The organism is Streptomyces marispadix, from assembly GCF_022524345.1.
Classification (GTDB): Bacteria; Actinomycetota; Actinomycetes; order Streptomycetales; family Streptomycetaceae; genus Streptomyces; species Streptomyces marispadix.
On sequence record NZ_JAKWJU010000002.1, the window covers coordinates 2,848,158 to 2,865,183 of the forward strand.

General features: G+C 71.1%; 14 protein-coding genes and 2 pseudogenes. 5 read left to right on the forward strand and 11 right to left on the reverse strand.

Annotation, left to right across the window (positions count from 1 at the left end):
* Positions 1–32: 32 nt before the first annotated feature.
* The 4 genes from MMA15_RS11820 to MMA15_RS11835 form a co-directional block, all read right to left on the reverse strand.
* Complete coding sequence (locus tag MMA15_RS11820) at positions 33–440, reverse strand: PPOX class F420-dependent oxidoreductase (RefSeq protein WP_241059164.1); 408 nt, start codon at positions 438–440, stop codon at positions 33–35.
* A gap of 122 nt (positions 441–562) precedes the next feature.
* Positions 563–1,144: a 2-C-methyl-D-erythritol 2,4-cyclodiphosphate synthase gene (ispF, locus tag MMA15_RS11825; protein WP_241059171.1), complete on the reverse strand. Its 582-nt coding sequence runs from the start codon at positions 1,142–1,144 to the stop codon at positions 563–565.
* Complete coding sequence (ispD, locus tag MMA15_RS11830) at positions 1,134–1,979, reverse strand: 2-C-methyl-D-erythritol 4-phosphate cytidylyltransferase (protein WP_241059173.1); 846 nt, start codon at positions 1,977–1,979, stop codon at positions 1,134–1,136. Before ispD ends, ispF begins: the two co-directional genes overlap by 11 nt.
* A 511-nt stretch (positions 1,980–2,490) precedes the next feature.
* Positions 2,491–2,973, reverse strand: coding sequence for a CarD family transcriptional regulator (locus MMA15_RS11835; RefSeq protein ID WP_016472332.1), 483 nt, complete (start codon positions 2,971–2,973; stop codon positions 2,491–2,493).
* A 578-nt stretch (positions 2,974–3,551) separates the two neighbouring features.
* Here MMA15_RS11835 and MMA15_RS11840 point away from each other — a divergent pair.
* Entirely contained in the window at positions 3,552–4,280 is a 729-nt protein-coding gene (locus tag MMA15_RS11840) for a copper chaperone PCu(A)C domain-containing protein (protein WP_241059175.1), read from the forward strand.
* 218 nt (positions 4,281–4,498) lie between these two features.
* Here MMA15_RS11840 and phoP read toward each other — a convergent pair whose 3' ends face one another.
* Positions 4,499–5,170, reverse strand: coding sequence for a two-component system response regulator PhoP (gene phoP / locus MMA15_RS11845; protein ID WP_505016618.1), 672 nt, complete (start codon positions 5,168–5,170; stop codon positions 4,499–4,501).
* 667 nt (positions 5,171–5,837) lie between these two features.
* Positions 5,838–7,029, reverse strand: a pseudogene (gene phoR, locus MMA15_RS11850) (two-component system sensor histidine kinase PhoR); the annotation flags it as partial.
* Positions 7,030–7,238: 209 nt separating this feature from the next.
* On the opposite strand from phoR, the gene phoU reads away from it, so the two are divergent.
* On the forward strand, positions 7,239–7,940 hold the full coding sequence (gene phoU, locus MMA15_RS11855) for a phosphate signaling complex protein PhoU (protein WP_241059178.1): 702 nt from the start codon (positions 7,239–7,241) through the stop codon (positions 7,938–7,940).
* Positions 7,941–8,553: 613 nt separating this feature from the next.
* Here phoU and MMA15_RS11860 read toward each other — a convergent pair.
* Positions 8,554–8,844: a hypothetical protein gene (locus MMA15_RS11860; RefSeq protein WP_241059180.1), complete on the reverse strand. Its 291-nt coding sequence runs from the start codon at positions 8,842–8,844 to the stop codon at positions 8,554–8,556.
* A 188-nt stretch (positions 8,845–9,032) separates the two neighbouring features.
* The gene (locus MMA15_RS11865; protein WP_241059182.1) at positions 9,033–9,791 is read right to left on the reverse strand and encodes a phosphoglyceromutase; all 759 of its coding nucleotides are present in this window, start codon (positions 9,789–9,791) and stop codon (positions 9,033–9,035) included.
* Positions 9,792–9,904: 113 nt separating this feature from the next.
* Between MMA15_RS11865 and MMA15_RS11870 the strand changes: the two genes are divergently transcribed.
* Entirely contained in the window at positions 9,905–11,407 is a 1,503-nt protein-coding gene (locus MMA15_RS11870; protein WP_241059184.1) for an MFS transporter, read from the forward strand.
* Here MMA15_RS11870 and MMA15_RS11875 read toward each other — a convergent pair.
* Together MMA15_RS11875 and MMA15_RS11880 are read right to left on the reverse strand one after the other, a co-directional pair.
* Positions 11,369–13,348, reverse strand: a complete 1,980-nt coding sequence (locus MMA15_RS11875) for a helix-turn-helix domain-containing protein (RefSeq protein WP_241059185.1) — start codon at positions 13,346–13,348, stop codon at positions 11,369–11,371. The two genes, MMA15_RS11870 and MMA15_RS11875, sit on opposite strands and share 39 nt — an antisense overlap.
* A gap of 277 nt (positions 13,349–13,625) precedes the next feature.
* Positions 13,626–14,438: a 3-hydroxybutyrate dehydrogenase gene (locus MMA15_RS11880; protein WP_241059192.1), complete on the reverse strand. Its 813-nt coding sequence runs from the start codon at positions 14,436–14,438 to the stop codon at positions 13,626–13,628.
* 203 nt (positions 14,439–14,641) lie between these two features.
* On the opposite strand from MMA15_RS11880, the gene MMA15_RS11885 reads away from it, so the two are divergent.
* Both MMA15_RS11885 and MMA15_RS11890 read left to right on the forward strand, forming a co-directional pair.
* Complete coding sequence (locus MMA15_RS11885; RefSeq protein WP_241059194.1) at positions 14,642–15,658, forward strand: extracellular catalytic domain type 1 short-chain-length polyhydroxyalkanoate depolymerase; 1,017 nt, start codon at positions 14,642–14,644, stop codon at positions 15,656–15,658.
* Positions 15,659–15,982: 324 nt separating this feature from the next.
* Positions 15,983–16,408, forward strand: coding sequence for a hypothetical protein (locus tag MMA15_RS11890; protein ID WP_241059196.1), 426 nt, complete (start codon positions 15,983–15,985; stop codon positions 16,406–16,408).
* A gap of 77 nt (positions 16,409–16,485) precedes the next feature.
* On the opposite strand, the pseudogene MMA15_RS11895 reads toward MMA15_RS11890, so the two are convergent.
* Positions 16,486–16,991: pseudogene (locus MMA15_RS11895) on the reverse strand (type III secretion system chaperone family protein).
* Positions 16,992–17,026: the final 35 nt, after the last annotated feature.

Here is a 17,026-nt window from a genome sequence, read left to right on the forward strand (position 1 = left end):
CTGTGCGTGCCCGATAGACGTGCGGGCGCCGGTCAGAGGCGTCCGACGACCTTGCGGGGGCTGACCCTTACGACGACCCGCTCGGCGTCCTGCCCCGAATACGGGTTGAAGTCCGCGTACTTCTTGCCCACGTACTTCTGTGCCAGCTCGTCGATCAGCTCCTGGCCGCCCTCGGTGGTCAGGCTGGCCGTACCACGGATCTCCGCGTACGTGTACGGGGCGTCGGCGGGCTGCACCATGACCGTCACCCGCGGATCGCGCTGGAGATTGAGCGTCTTGCGGCGGTCGACGGTGGTGGAGATCAACAGCTCGTCGCCGTCACGCTTCACCCACACCGGCGATACCTGCGGACTTCCGTCGGGCTGGATCGTCGCGATGCTGACGAAGATCGGGGTGTCCAGAACCTGCTTGAGGCTGTCGGAGAGCTGTGCTGCTGCCACGGGGGTCGCCTTCTCTCGGGGCGTCGGGTCTCTTGCGGTCGGTCGTCGGTGTACGCGGCGGGCGGCGCCGCATCACCTCCAACACCGTTGCGGCGCAAGGTGTTCCGCTCCGCGGCCCGCGCTCACGCGGACGGTGGACCCTGAGCCCCCGACGGCAGCAGCAGCGCCGTGGCCATCGCCGCCAGGCCCTCGCCGCGGCCGGTCAGCCCCAACCCGTCGGTCGTCGTGCCCGATACGGAGACGGGAGCGGCGACCGCCGCGGACAGGGCCCGCTGTGCCTCCTCGCGGCGCTTGCCGATCTTCGGCCGTACGCCGATCACCTGGACGGCGACGTTGCCGATCACGAAGCCCGCAGAACGCACGATCCGCGCGGCCTCGGTGAGCAGCGCCACGCCCGGCGCACCGGCCCACTCGGGGCGGTCCGTGCCGAAGTGAGCGCCCAGATCGCCGAGTTGAGCGGCGGAGAACAGCGCGTCGCAGGCGGCGTGCGCGGCGACGTCGCCGTCGGAGTGCCCGGCGAGGCCATAGCGCTCGCCCTCCCACAGCAGCCCCGCGCACCACAGTTCGCGGCCCTCCTCGAAGGCGTGCACATCGGTGCCGATGCCGACCAGCGGGACCGCCGCCGGGCCCGCCGTCCGGGAGCCCGTCCCGGAGTCAGCCCCTCGCCGGGGCCCCGTACGGGAGCCGGACTCTTCAGAAGCCATCGGTCGCGCGCCTCCTCGCCAGTACCGCCTCGGCCAGCACGAGATCGAGCGGCCGCGTCACCTTGAACGCCTCGTCATGCCCCGGTACGACCACGACCTCCACGCCGAGCCGCTCCACCATGCCCGCGTCGTCCGTGGCGCCGTCGCCCTCCCGCGCCACCTGGGCGTGCGCGGCGGCCAGCACCTTCAACTCGAAGCCCTGCGGCGTCTGTACGGCACGCAGCCGCGAACGCTCCGGCGTCCCGGTCACGGGCTCCGGGCCACCGTCGTCCCGTACCCGTACCTCCTTGACGGTGTCCGCCACCGGCAGGGCCGGCACCACCGCGGGCGCGCCCTCCCGTACGGCCGCCGCCACCGCGTCCACGGTCTCGACCGGCACCAGGGGACGTGCGGCGTCGTGTACGAGCACGGAGTCCACGTCGTCCGGGAGCGCGGCGAGCCCCAGACGTACCGAGTCCTGCCGGGTCTCACCGCCGGGCACGACCAGGACGTCCGACGTCTCGGAGGGAGCGGTGTGCTCGTCGAGCAGCCGCCGCACCTCGTCGGCGCCGTCCGGCGGTGCCACCACGACGACGAGGGAGACGGAACGTGAGCGGGTCATGGCGCGCACGGCATGGACCAGCATCGGCGTACCGCTCAGCGCGCGCAGCGCTTTGGGAGCGCCGGGGCCGAGCCGCAGGCCACGGCCGGCAGCGGGAATGACGGCGGCCGTGCGGTGCCCGGAAGAGGCGGATCGCGACGCGACGGGACCGGTCGCGGTGTCGTCCACCGGACCCGCTCCGCCTGGTCCTTGCGGGTGGTCGTGGGGCGACTCGCCTGCGGATTGGATTGACATGGGTCGCACGTTCAGGTTTGTGTCCTCAGCCGTTATGGGTATGGCCTGGGGGTACCCCCGGCCGCAGGTTGGGGGCGTGCCGGGCGCGAGCCTGACCGGCCCTTCCGTGATTTCCGGTCCAGGCGGTTGCCCGGGCCCGGCACGCTTCTGGCAGTCGTGGGCGACCGTGTGGGAGCGCCACACGACAAGCAGTGACGAGATTACTGAACGCTGCCGGGGGGCCGCTCACCGAGCGTCGAAGACAGCCGTGCGAGCAGCACGGCGTCATGGGCGTTCCGCTGCGCCGACCGCAGCGTGCTGCACACATGTCGCAGCGCTGGCCTGGACATGCCGCAGCGCTGCACACATGCCGCAGCGCCCGGCGACGGACGATGTCACTCGGGCACTGCGGCACAGCCTTGCTCGGTACTGCTTTCAGCTACTGCGTACTGCCTTGAAGCTACGGCCTTGCTCGTCTCTACGACGTCTTGACCGGACGGTCAGGGGACGCACGACAGCGCGTCAACTCCCGTCAGGACGCGAGGACTTCGTCGAGCAGCGCCTCGGCCTTGTCTTCGTTCGTGTTCTCCGCGAGAGCCAGCTCGCTCACCAGGATCTGGCGGGCCTTCGCGAGCATCCTCTTCTCACCGGCGGAGAGCCCTCGTTCACGCTCGCGGCGCCACAGGTCGCGAACGACCTCCGCCACCTTGATCACGTCGCCGGACGCGAGCTTCTCGAGATTCGCCTTGTAGCGCCGGGACCAGTTGGTCGGCTCCTCGGCGTACGGTGCACGAAGCACCTCGAAGACCCTGTCCAGCCCGTCCGAACCGACCACATCTCGTACGCCGACGAACTCCGCATTGTCCGCTGGCACACGAACCGTCAAGTCGCCCTGCGCAACCTTCAGAACCAAGTAGGTCTTGTCCACGCCTTTGATCTGGCGGGTTTCGATAGCCTCGATCAGCGCGGCCCCGTGATGGGGATAGACCACGGTGTCGCCAACCTTGAACGTCATGTGTCAGGTACCCCTTCCGTGGCTATCCAGAGTAACACGGAATCGGGCTCTTCTGAATGGCGTTTTCGCAGGTCAGACCGCATCTCGGGGCTTGACAAGCGGCCCTGTTACGTGCTGCGGACGGCGACTTGTGAAGGGTATTCGCAGGTCGGGGCACTTCTGCGCGCTCGTCGAAACACAACCGACACGTCCGAAGAAGGTGCTTCAGAAAGCATCTGCTGTCCGTTTTGTCCGGCTGTAAGTCGTCGCCCGTTCGGCCCTCTTCGGCTCTTCACGGACTTTCCCAAGAATTGATCAGCAGTTCCGCTGATCAATTCACAAGCCGTTCGCATTCTTTACCCCGGAAACGTCCCGGCTGTTGCCCGGTGAGCATGCTCCCCGCTCTCCCCGCGTACGCGCTTGCCCGGGCGGCGCGCGGCGGGAGGGCCGGGTGCGGGGGCCCCGAAGGCGCTCGGTAATCTGAGCCGAGCCAGAGATCCACCGTGATCCCGGACCGCCCGTGACCGGTGATCAACCGTATCCGCCCGCGACCGGCTCGTAGTTCGGCCGCCAGAGCACGCCCAGGAGTTGCCGCCGCCGTGAGCAGCAGCATTCGACGCGGCACCCTCGCCGCCACAGTCCTCGCGCTCGCCGTCGTCACACTGTCCGCCTGTGCCGCCGGTCACGATGCTCAGACGCTGGAGGTCAAGCCGGACAACGCCGCGACCTCCGTCGGCTCCGTAAAGGTCCAGAATGTCGCCATCGTCACACCCGACTCCGGAGAGGGTCCCGCCGCCGTGACGGGACGGATCTTCAACCAGGGGTCCAAGGACGAGACCCTGACCGCGATCAAGGTCAAGGGCACCGGTGAGCGTGTGAAGCTCCGGCCCGCGAAGGGCGAGAAGGAGCTGACGGTCCCGGCGGGCGGTTCGCTCGCGCTCGGCGGCCAGGGCAACGCCTCGGCCGAGATTCCGCAGACCGCCGGCATGAAGGCAGTGCGGAACGGCAACGCCCAGCCGGTGTCGTTCGACCTGAGCCGTACGGGACTGGTGACGCTGCGGGCGACCGTGGTGCCCGCGCACGGGGACTTCCGTAAGTTCGGCCCGACGGTCGAGCCTTCGCCGAGCACGTCCTCCGGTACGCCGTCCGGCACGCCCTCGGGCGCGGCGTCCGAGTCGCCGTCGGGCAGCCCGTCCCCGGAGGGGTCGGAGGAGAAGGCGTCGGAGGCGCCGGGCGGCTCAGAGGAGGCGGAGGGCGCCGACGAGGCCGAGGGTGCCGAGGAGGCGGACGACGCCCACGAGGCGGACGACGCGGCCGGGGCGCACTGAGCCACCCGGCCCGCGCTTGCTGCGGCGCCCCGGGCACCGCACACGGACGCAGAAGGCCCCGCCCGTACGGTACGTATCCGCACGGGCGGGGCCTTCGGTTTGTTCCCTCGATCTGTCTCGCGCGGACCGAGGTCGGCGATTGGCAGTCCCCAGGCGGCAGTTCGGGCCTGTGGCGGGTCTGCCGGGCCTGTGAGCGGTCTGCCGGGCCCGTGAGCGGTCTACGGCTCGAACTTGTAGCCGAGGCCGCGCACCGTCACCAGGAAGCGGGGAGCGCCCGGGTCCGGCTCGATCTTGGCGCGCAGGCGCTTGACGTGGACGTCGAGGGTCTTGGTGTCCCCGACGTAGTCCGCGCCCCAGACGCGGTCGATGAGCTGCATGCGCGTCAGCACCCTGCCCGCGTTGCGCAGCAGCATCTCCAGCAGGTCGAACTCCTTCAACGGCAGGTCGATCTTGCTGCCCGCGACCGTGACGACGTGCCGGTCGACGTCCATACGGACCGGGCCCGCCTCCAACGCCGCCGGAGTGACCTCCTCCGGCTCGCCCTGGCGGCGCAGCACCGCCCTTACCCGCGCGACGAGTTCGCGCGACGAGAAGGGCTTGGTCACGTAGTCGTCGGCCCCTATCTCCAGGCCGACGACCTTGTCGATCTCGCTGTCCTTCGCGGTGACCATGATGACGGGGACGTTGGACCGGCCGCGAAGCTGACGGCAGACCTCGGTGCCGGGCAGGCCCGGCAGCATCAGATCGAGCAGGACCAGGTCGGCGCCGTTGCGTTCGAACTCGTCCAGCCCGTCGGGGCCTGTGGACGCGACGGCTACCTCGAAGCCTTCCTTGCGCAGCATGTACGACAGTGCGTCGCTGAACGATTCCTCATCCTCGACGACGAGCACTCGGGTCACGGGAGGACCTCCGGGGCGGTTTCAGGGGCGCGCGGCATTCCACGCGGCGGTGAGAACGGGGAAGTTGAGGAACGGGGAGAGGGAGAGCTGGAGCGAGAGGGAGCGAGGGAGGCGGAAGCGGAGGGGGCGGCCGTCGTCGGATCGCAGTACGCGCCCGCGGCCTCGGGCCCAGGCCCGGAGCCGGAACCCGAACCGAAGTCGGAGCCGGAACCCGAACCGGAGCCGGGACGGCGACCGGGGCCCCCCGGGGGCTCGACATCGTCGGCGGACCCGTCGAGCTCTGCGGCAGGTGAGGCGGAGGGAGTTCGGGACTCCCCGGAAGGGGAGGCGGCTTGGGAAGGGGAGGTGCCTGGGCCCGGCGTCCTTGCCGTGCCCGTGGCTTCTGCGCGCACACCGGCGCCGCCGCGCGCCCGCGCGTTCGCGTCGTTCACGTCGTTCACGTCGTTCACGTCGTTCACGTCGTTCGCGCGGTTCGCCTCGTGTGCGTAGTTCGGTTCGACCGCGTCGTCAGTTTCGTCGACGTCGTCCACGTCGTCCACGTCGTCCACGTCGTCGAGCTCCGCCGCGTCCAGATCCACGGCGTCCTCGGCGGCCTCCGCGGCTTCGTCTTCGTAGTCCGCCGGTCCTTCGAGGAACCCCTGCGGACGGCCGTCGCGGCCCTCCGCCTCCGCGCGGTTTCGTGCGTGGCCGGCTTCCGGCAGCCGCAGCGTGAACGTGGAGCCCTGTCCCTCGGCGCTCCACACCGTGACCTCGCCGCCGTGCGACGCGGCGACGTGCTTGACGATGGCGAGTCCGAGGCCCGTGCCCCCGGTGGCACGCGAGCGGGCGGGGTCCACGCGGTAGAACCGCTCGAAGACGCGCTCCTTGTCCCGCTCGGAGATGCCGATGCCCTGGTCGCTCACGGATATCTCGATGAGGTCGCCGCCGGGGGCGGCGACCCTGCGGCCGGCGATGCCGACGCGGGTGCGGGCGGGCGAGTAATTGACGGCGTTCTCCACGAGGTTGCCGAGGGCCGCCGCGAGCTGGCTCCTGTTGCCCCACACGTGCAGCCCCTCGTCGCCGGTGTCCGTGCCCGTACGGCCCGCGACGAGGGTGATGTGCTTGCTGCCCGCGGACTGGCGGCAGCGGTCGATGGCCTCGGCCATCAGCTCGTCCACGCCTACGCGTTCGGAGTCGCCGAGCGGGTCGTCGTTCTGCACACGGGAGAGGTCGATCAGCTCCTGCACGAGGCTCGTCAGCCGCGTCGACTCGTACTGCATGCGGCCCGCGAAGCGCTCGACCGCCTCCGGGTCGTCCGCCGCGTCCAGCACCGCCTCGGAGAGGAGGGAGAGCGCACCGACGGGGGTCTTCAGCTCGTGGCTGACGTTGGCGACGAAGTCGCGGCGCACGGCCTCGATGCGGCGGGCCTCGGTCATGTCCTCGACCAGCAGCAGTACGAGCCGGGAACCCAGTGGAGCCACGCGGGCGGAGACGGCGAGGGCCTCGCCGCGGCCCGTGCCGCGCCGCGGGAGGTCCAGGTCGACCTGCCTTATCTCCCCGTCGCGTCTGGTGTCGTGTGCCATCTTCAGCATCGGCTCCACGGCCAGCCTGCCGCCCCGTACGAGACCGAGGGCGTATGCGGCGGAGCTCGCCTTGACCACTTCGTCGGCCTCGTCCAGCACGACGGCCGAGGAACGCAGCACCGACAGGACCGTGTCCACGCCAGGGGGCAGCACGGCCTCCGTGTGCAGGGAAGAGCGGGTGGGGCGGGCCTGGTCGCGCTCGCTCCAGCGGAACGCCAGCATCGCGATCACGCCGGTGAGCACTCCGGCGATCGCTGCCGCTGCGGCGACCGCCGCGTTCACGTTCATGTCTCCAGGCTATGCGCGCCCGCCGACAGCTCCCCATGAGAAGCGGGAGACCTCGAACACTCGTCTCCCAGAGTTCACCTCAGGGTCGGCGCCGATTCACTCATGAGGTCGGCGACGGACGCATTCCGGACGGAGCGTGGGAGCGTGGAGGGCCCGAGGCCCGGCCGTCGGGCCCCTCTGTCGAGAGAACATGCGAGGGAAGGACAGCCATGCGTGACGCGTACCACGAGGAGCTGGACTCGATCAGCGACAGCCTGGTCGACATGGCCAGGTTCGTGGGCTCTGCGATCGGCCGCGCCACGACGGCGATGCTGGACGCGGACCTGAAGCTGGCCGAGAGCGTCATCGCCGCGGACGAGAAGGTCGACGACATCCAACGCGACCTGGAGACCCGCGCCATCCAGCTCCTGGCCCGGCAGCAGCCGGTGGCGACCGACCTGCGGATAGTCGTCACCTCGCTGCGGATGAGCGCCGACCTGGAACGCTCCGGCGACCTGGCGCAGCACGTCGCCAAGGTCGCACGGCTGCGGTTCCCCGACTCGCCCGTACCGAGCGACCTCCAGGCGACGCTGCTGGAGATGGGGCAGCTCGCGCAGCGGCTGATGGCGAAGGCCGCGGAGGTGATCATCACCAAGGACGTCGACCTGGCGCTTCAGCTCGAACAGGACGACGACAAGATGGACGACCTGCACCGCACGCTCTTCCAGCACCTGATGGACGACCGCTGGCACCACGGCATCGAGACGGCCGTCGACGTGACACTGCTCGGCCGCTACTACGAGCGCTTCGCGGACCACGCGGTCTCGGTGGCCCGCCGAGTCGTCTACCTCGTCACCGGGGACTACGCCGACGAGCTGGACCCGGCGTCGGCGGCGGCCGGGGACGGTACGGCTCCGGTCGAGGGCGCCTGAGAGCGTCCAACGTGGGCCGGGGGCCTGGGCGTTGGCGCGTCCGGGGGGCACGCCAACGCCCAGGCGTCTCACGGACGTCGTTCGGGTCTCGTACGGGCCTCGTACGGGCCTCGTACGGGCCGGGTCCGTGCTGACTGGATGCGGACACGCTCGCTCGCCCCGGCTTGCCCTCCCTCACCCAGCCGACGTCCCGCCTCCGAGTCGACGCCTCCTCCGAGCCGACGCCGCATGTGCAACGACGCGCCCTTGATGCGCCCGCCGCCCCGGCCGGAAGGTGGGGAGAAGACCCGGGGAGGAGAGGAGGGAAGTCATGGCTGACCACAGCGATCGGTCCCTGGCCCCCGCGCAGTCTGAGGGCCTGCCGTCCCTGCACGTGCTGAGGTCGTGCGGCTGCGGTCCGGGGTGCCAGTGCGGCTGCCAGTCCGGCGGCCCGTGCCAGTGCGGCGGTAGCTGCGGCTGATCGAAGACCGATGGGACAGGCGCCCCGGTCGCCGACGCGGGCCGGGGCCGTCCGAGCCGCTGAGGGCCCTGCCCGGTTCGACGGGGCAGGGCCCTCAGCTTGTCCGAACGCCGGTGTAGCCGCCCGGCGTCGGCGCGGCGGGCGCGAGTGGGGCTAGCGCAGCGCCGCGAGGCCCTTCTGAAGCTCCTCACGGTTCATCACCGGCTGTACCTCCACCTCCGCGCCCATGGTGCGGAACAGCCGCTCCGCGACGGCGGGGAGCTGGGAGCTCTCCTGCATGTCGAAGACGAAGATGCAGGCGCGCCTGCCGTTGTGCGGGCTGAAGTACGCCGCCTCGGGCTTGAGTTCTTCCATGAGCGAGTCGACCACCTTCTGCATCTGGCCGTTCTCGATCGTCTGGTTCGACATCTGGGTGTCCATGAGGGCTCTGAGCATCATGCGCATGGCAGCGGCTCCTTGAGAGGGCGGCGTGACGGGTTCCGCTCAGCGTCGGCCGCCGTGCGGAACGCGGCAACATCTGCTCGGCCGTACGCCGTATTGAGCGACCGCCGCCGACGGGGAAGTCGCCTCCCGCGCATGTGCGAGCCCCCCGCCCTCGGAAGACCGCGGACAGGGGGCTTCGTGGCGTACCGCTACTTCTTGCCCTGGTTCTTCACGGCCTCGATCGCGGCCTTCGCCGCGTCCGGGTCGAGATAGGTGCCGCCCCGCTTCACCGGGTGGAAGTCGGCGTCCAGTTCGTAGCTGAGCGGGATGCCCGTGGGGATGTTGAGGCCCGCGATGTCCTCGTCGGAGATGCCGTCGAGGTGCTTAACGAGGGCGCGCAGGGAGTTGCCGTGTGCGGCGACCAGGACCGTGCGGCCCGCGAGGAGGTCGGGGATGATGCCGTCGAACCAGTAGGGCAGCATCCGGCCCACGACGTCCTTCAAGCACTCGGTGCGCGGCCTCAGTTCGCTCGGCACGCCCGCGTAGCGCGGGTCGTCGCTCTGGGAGAACTCGGAGCCGTCGGCCAGCTCCGGCGGCGGGGTGTCGTAGGAGCGGCGCCAGAGCATGAACTGCTCCTCGCCAAACTCGTCACGGATCTGCGCCTTGTCCTTGCCCTGGAGGGCGCCGTAGTGGCGCTCGTTGAGACGCCAGGAGCGGCGGACCGGGACCCACAGCCGGTCGGCGGCCTCAAGTGCGAGCTGTGCGGTGCGGATGGCCCGCTTCTGCACGGAGGTGTGCAGGACGTCCGGGAGCAGTCCGGCGTCCTTGATCAACTCGCCGCCGCGGACCGCCTCCTTCTCGCCCTTCTCGGTGAGGTTCACGTCCACCCAGCCGGTGAACAGGTTCTTCGCGTTCCACTCGCTCTCTCCGTGCCGGAGGAGGATCAGCTTGTACGGTGCGTCGGCCATGCGGAGCACCCTACTAAGTGTGTCCGCCGGTGTGTTCGGAGGCGATATCCGGTCGGTCGGCTGTGGCTTGCGCGCACATGTGTCGGTGGCCGGTTCGTCCCTACGGTCACGCCATGACCCCCGAGAACTCCGCCGCTGGCAAACATCCGACGCCCTCTTCGGCGTCGTCGCAGTCGTCGCCGGCCCCGCCGGCACCGTCGTCCTCTTCGTCCTCGTCGCTGCGGCGCATCGTCGCCGCGAGCCTCATCGGCACGACGATCGAGTGGTACGACTTCTTCCTCTACGGTTCGGCCGCAGCGCTCGTCTTCAACAAGCTCTTCTTCCCGGACTCCGACCCGCTGGTCGGCACGCTGCTGTCCTTCCTCACATACGCCGTGGGCTTCGCCGCCCGCCCCATCGGGGCGCTGGTCTTCGGCCACTACGGCGACCGGATCGGCCGTAAGAAGCTGCTGGTCCTCAGCCTGCTGCTGATGGGCGGCGCGACCTTCGGCATCGGGCTGCTGCCCACGCACGCCGCGATCGGCTCCATGGCGCCCGTGCTGCTGACGACGCTCCGCCTCGTGCAGGGCTTCGCCCTCGGCGGCGAGTGGGGAGGCGCGGTGCTGCTGGTCTCCGAGCACGGTGACGCGAAGCGGCGCGGCTTCTGGGCGTCGTGGCCCCAGACCGGCGCCCCCGCGGGCCAGTTGCTGGCGACGGCGGTGCTGGCGGTGCTGACGGCGACGCTGTCGGACGCCGCGTTCATGGGCTGGGGATGGCGTATCCCGTTCCTGCTGTCCGGTGTGCTCGTCGGCATAGGGCTGTGGATACGGCTGGCGGTCGACGAGTCGCCGGTCTTCAAGGAGGCCCGCGAGCGTGCCGAGGCCCGTAAGGCCGAGGCGGCGAAGCTCAGCGGGGAGGAGCAGGTCGAGAAGATGCCGCTGGTGGCGGTGCTGCGCTTCCACTGGAAGGACGTGCTCATCGCCATGGGCGCGCGCATGGCGGAGAACATCACCTTCTACGTCATCACGGCCTTCATCCTCGTCTACGCCACCAGCGAGCTGAAGCTCTCCCAGCAGACCGCGCTCAACGCGGTGCTGATCTCCTCCGCGGTGCACTTCGCGGTCATCCCCGCGTGGGGCGCGCTCTCCGACCGCTTCGGACGGCGGCCGATCTATCTGCTGGGTGCGATCGGCACCGGCCTGTGGGTCTTCCCGTTCTTCGAGCTGCTGAACACCAAGAGCTTCGGCGCCATCGTGCTCGCGGTGATGGTCGGGCTGATCCTGCACGGTGCGATGTACGCGCCGCAGGCGGCGTTCTTCTCCGAGCTGTTCGCCACGAGGCTGCGCTACTCCGGTGCGTCGATCGGCGCGCAGTTCTCGTCGGTCGCGGCCGGTGCGCCCGCGCCGATGATCGCCACCGCGCTGCTCGCGGACTACGGCAGCTCGACGCCGATCGCGCTGTACGTGATCGCCGCGGCGGTGCTCACGGTCGTCGCCGTCGCCTGTGCGAAGGAGACCAGCAAGCGGGACCTCACGAGGATCGGCGAGGACGACGCACTCCCGGACGCGGAGCGCGGGGCCGCCCCGGCCGGGAAGACCTCACCGTCCGACCGCTCGCGCGAGCCGGTGCAGCCGTAGCGCGAGCTGCGTCTCCAGGGCGCGCTCCGGGGACTGCCAGTCGTCGCCCAGCAGCCTGGCCACTCGCTCCAGGCGCTGGGCGACGGTGTTGACGTGGACGTGCAGTTCGTCCTTGGCGCGTGCCGGGCTCATGCCGCATGCGAAGTAGGCGTCCATGGTGGCCACCAGATCGGTGCCGCGGCGTGCGTCGTAGTCGAGTACGGGTCCGAGTGTGCGGCGTACGAAACTCCCCACGTCGCGGCTGTCGGTGAGCAGCATGCCGATGAAGCCGAAGTCCTCGGCGGCGGCGCCCTCTCCGGACCGGCCCAGCAGGCGGAGCGCGTCCACACAGCGGCGCGCCTCCGGATAGGCCGCGGCGACGGCGCCCGACTCGGCGGCGGGCGCCGCCACCGCCGCGGACGCGCCCACGGTGACGGGCGCTCCCGCCGAGTGCCCCAACTCGTAGGCGATCTCCCGCGCGAGCTGCGAGGGGCCGCCGTCGGCGGGGAGCGGCAGCAGCAGCACGATGCCGCCGTCCCTGGCGGCGGCCAACCCGTGGCGCGTGGCGGCGAGATGGGACGCGGCGGCCCACAGGCGCTGCCGCCCCAGGCTCTGCTCCTTCTCCTTCTCCCCGGCCGCATCTCCGGCCGGGCCGCGCTTCTCGGCGGCCGGGCCGCGCTTCTCGGCGGCCGTGCCGCCCAGGCCGCCTTCGCCGGGCTCTCCCCCGCCGAGCCCGTCGAGGCGGGCGCTGAGCAGTACGTGCGGCGCGTCGAGGTCGGCCTCCAGCCGCGCCGCACGGTCGCGCAGCAGCCGGGGGTCGTGGCGGGTCGAGTCGAGCAGGTCGTCGAGGAGTTCGCCGCGTACGCGCTGTTCCGCCTCGCCCGCGGAGCGGCGCGCCAGCAGCAGCAGGGACGTGACCATGGCGGCTCGTTCGAAGGTGCGCTGGTCGACCGGGTCGAGCACGGGATGGCCGTGCAGCACGAGCGCGCCGAGGAGTTCGCCGCCCGCGGAGACGGCGGTGACCCACGTGCCGTCGTCGCGCATGGCGTAGCCGGCGCTGCGGGAGCGTTCCACGGCGGGACGTGCCGACGCCGTCGACGGCTCCACGAACTCGACGCGCCCGGCGAGCACTTCGGAGACCGCGGCGGAAACGTCCGTCACGTCCCCGCCGCGCAGCACCAGTTCGGTGAGCCTGTCGTGCACGTCGCTGGCGCGTTCGATCGTCTCGTTGGCGCTCTCCAGCTCGGCCATCGCGTCGCGGGTCTCGGAGAGCAGCCGGGCCGTGTCGATGGCCACGGCGGCGTGGGCGGCGAACGAGCCGAGCAGCGCGATCTGTTCGCGTTCGAAGACGCGGGCGCGGCGGTCTGCCGCGTACAGGACGCCGATGACGTCCCGCCCGCCGAGCAGCAGCGGCACGCCCAGAATGGCGACCAGGCCCTCCTCGTTGACGGCGGAGTCGATGGGGCCGGTGTGCCGGAAGCGTTCGTCCGCGGGGTAGTCGTCCGTGACGTACGGGCGTGCCGTCTGCGCCACGAGGCCGCCCAGCCCCTCGCCCATGCCCAGCCGTAGCTGCTGGAAGCGGGCGGATACCGAGCCCTCGGTGACGCGCATGTACGTGTCGCCGCGTTCGTGGTCGGTGAGGGTCATGTACGCGACCTCGGTGCCCAGCAGGGAGCGGGCCCGCTGCACGATGGCGCGGAGCACGTCGTCCAGGTCGCGCAGCCCCGCCAGGTCGTGAACCGTCTCGATGAGCGCCGTCAGTTCGGCCTCGCGCCTGCGGCGTCCCTCCAGCTCTGCGCGAATCCGCAGGGCGAGCTGCTTGCCGCTCTCCAGGGAGGCCAGCTCCTCGGGGGGCGCTCCGGCCTCGCGGGCGCGGGCGAGCGGTTCGTCGTACGCCTCGGCGGGGGCTCGGCGTGCGAGGAGTTCCAGGAAGGCGGCGTGGGGCGGCGGGGCTTCGGGCATGGTCACAGCCTTACCCGTGGTGCGGGGCGTGACGCCAGGGGCGGATGAGCCCCGGCCGGCGCGGGGCCGGGCCCGCTGCCGGGCCGGAGGCCGGACCCCGCGCCGGGGCCTGAGGTGGGGCCTGAGGTGGGGCCTGAGATGGGGGCGGGTCCCCGGCCCCGGGTGGGCGCCTCGGCCGTGCCGGAAGCCGGCGCCGACGCCGGACCTCCCGCCGCGGCGAGTGCCGGCGCCGGGGCCGGGGCCGGACCCCCGGCCGCACCCGGGCCTCGACCCATCGTCAGTGCGCTGTCCAGCCGCCGTCGAGCGGCAGCGAGGCTCCCGTGACGAAGGACGCCTGCGGCGCGCACAGATACGCCACCGCCTCGGCGACCTCCTCCGGCTCCAGCAGCCGCTTCAGCGCGGAGTCGGCGAGCAGGATCTCCGAGACGACGCGTTCGGCGGGGATGCCGTGCGCCTCGGCCTGGTCGGCGATCTGCCGCTCGACCAGCGGCGTACGTACGTAGGCGGGGTTGACGCAGTTGGATGTGACGCCGTGCTCGGCGCCCTCCAGCGCGGTGACCTTGGACAGGCCCTCCAGCCCGTGCTTGGCGGAGACGTAGGCCGACTTGTAGGCGGAGGCACGCAGCCCGTGCACGGACGAGATGTTCACGATCCGGCCCCAGCTCTGCCCGTACATGTGCGGGAGGGCGCCGCGTATGAAGCGGAAGGGCGCCTCCAGCATCAGCGTCAGCAGGCGGCGGAAGTCCGCGGGCGGGAACTCCTCGATGGGGCGCACCAGTTGGGCCCCCGCGTTGTTGACGAGTACGTCGCTCCCCGCCGCGAGATCCTCCGCCGCGTCCAGGCCCTCGGAGTCGGTGAGGTCGAGGGGGTACGGCTGGACCGAGCCGCCTGCCTCCACGTCCTGGAGTGACCGCAGCCCGTCGGCGTCGCGGTCCACCGCCCGCACCTTGGCGCCGGCCGACGCCAGTCTCAGGGCGCACGCACGGCCGATGCCGCTCGCGGCACCGGTGACCAGCGCGGTGCGTCCGGTCAGGTCGAGGGCGACGGAGTGCGGGCCGGAGTGGGAGCCGGGTGTCTGCTGCTCGGTCATGCGGTCACGCTAGGACGGTGCGCAGCGGGCGCCCAATGTGGCGGCGCCACACTCACATCCGTGCACCGCTGGACGTACGACACGTTCGGGGGCCCGCTTCGGCGGCTCTACGGTCGGTGCGTTCCCCCACGGGACACCTCTGGACCCACCCCCCCACGGGCGCCCATGGGACCCCACGGAACACCCCCCACAGAAGGAGCGCCATGAAGGCACAACGCTCGAAAGCCGCTCTGCTGCTCACCACACTCACCGCGCTGACGGTGCTGACCACCACCGCGCTCACCGCGCTCACCGGGGCCACGTCCCAGGCCGCCTCCCCGTACGGGAAGAGCGCCGCGGCGGCCGGCCTGGAGAAGGTCGGCGACTTCGGCTCCAACCCCGGGGCGCTGAGCATGTACCGCTACGCCCCCGACGGGCTGCCGAAGAAGAGCCCCGTCGTCCTCGCCCTGCACGGCTGCACACAGGACGCCGCGACGTACTTCGAAGGTGCCGGCTGGCAGAAGGCCGCGGACGACGGGAAGTTCGCGGTCGTCGCACCTCAACAGGAGCAGGCCAACAACGCGAAAAAGTGCTTCAACTGGTTCCAGTCCGGCGACACCGACCGGGACAAGGGCGAAGCGCAGTCGATCAAGCAGATGGTGGACCGCACGGTCGCCGATCTCGACGCCGACCCCTCACGGGTCTTCATCACGGGCCTCTCGGCGGGCGGCGCCATGACGGCGTCGATGCTGGCCGCCTATCCGGACGTCTTCAAAGGCGGAGCGATCGTGGCCGGTCTGCCGCACGGCTGCGCGAACACCGTCGCCGAGGCGTTCACCTGCATGAACCCCGGCGCTTCCAAGAAGGCCGCCGACTGGGGCGACCTCGTACGTGCCGAGAACCCGGACTACTCGGGAGCCCGGCCGAAGGTGTCGGTCTGGCACGGCACCGGCGACACGACCGTGGCACCGATGAACGCCGAGGAGTCCGTCAAGCAGTGGACGGACGTGCTCGGGGCCGACCAGAAGGCCGACGCCACTGAGAAGTTGCAGGGCGGCACCACCCGCTCCGACTACCGGAACGCCGACGGCGACGTCGTCGTACGCGGCTATCTCGTGGACGGCATGCCGCACGGCACCCCCGTGAAGCCCGACGAGGGCTGCGGCAAGGCCGGGAAGCACTTCCTCGACACCATCTGCTCGACCAGGCACATCACCGCGGACTGGGGGCTCGGAGGCTGACACAGGTCCCTCCCCGTTCCCGGGCGCTCCCCCGGAGGTGCCTGCTGCACGCGCCCCTGGTGCAGCCGGCCGCTCACACCTCTGGGGGAGCACGCCTCCCCCCTGCGGGTCCCCTTCGTACGGGAGCACATCTCCGCGTCCACAGGCCCCTGTTCAGGGACGGCGCCACTTCTCACGGTCCCGATGCGGACGCCGCCGAGAACGTGAGGACACCCGGGCGGCCTTCCCCGCGAGCGTTCCGCTCGCGCTCCTCACACGATGGAACAGGCGTCGGCAGCAACGCGTCGCCGCCGTCCACGTGCAGGAACACGAGAAGGGACACAAATGAAGAACCTCGCACGCGCGATAACAACGGCCGGTGTCGCGATCGCGGTCGGACTCGTCGGCGTTCCCTCGGCCTCGGCTGTGGTGAAGGAGGCCGGGAAGACCGCCGCGGCGGCCAAGTCCTCCGCCCCGGCGAAGAAGACCTCGGCCTCGGCACCGGCGGAGACCACGGCCGTGAAGGCGGCCCTGGCCTCCTCGCGCCCGGTCACCGTGAACGTCTACTACGTGATGCACGACGGACGCGTAGTGAGCGAGCAGGGCCCGGGCAACTCCGCGGCACATCAAGTCGAGGGCAACTCCGGCGCGGTCGACATGCAGACGCAGAACGAGCCGATCACGACGGGCGACTTGAACGCGGAGCAGAACAAGGGCGACACGACCTTCGAGGTCGAGGGTTCGGAGCAGGACACGGGAGAGGTCTCCTGATTCCCTGACCGCCGCTTCCGAGGAAGCCCGTCATGCCCGGTACGCACCCGGGCGGCGCGTCCGGCGAGGCCCCGTCGTCAGCCCCGCTTGCCGCCGTCCGGTGTGCCCCCCGTCAGATGAGTGAACGCATCGAGGTTGCGGGTCGACTCCCCCCGGGAGGTGCGCCACTCGTACTCGCGCCGGATCGCCGACGCGAAACCCATCTCCAGCAGGGTGTTGAAGGAGCCGTCGGCGTTCTCCAGCACCGTTCCCAGCAGCCGGTCCACCTCCTCCGTGGTGACGGCGGCCAGCGGGAGCCGCCGGCGAGATAGACGTCGCCGAGCTTGTCCAGGGCGTAACTCACCCCGTACAGGCGGGTGTTGCGCTCCAGCAGCCAGCGGTGCACCGCCGCGTGGTTCTCGTCGGGGCAGCGCACCACGAAGGCGTTGACCGAGAGCGAGTGCCTGCCGACGGCCAGGGAGCAGGTCGTCGACAGCTTGCGGGTGCCGGGGAGGGTGACGACATACGTTCCCTCCGCCGGGCTCTCCCAGTCCAACTCGGCCTCGCGCAGGGCCCGTTCGACGGTGCCGCGGGCACGGCGCACGGCAGCGGTCCCGCCGGAGGCCCCGTTGGCCGCTT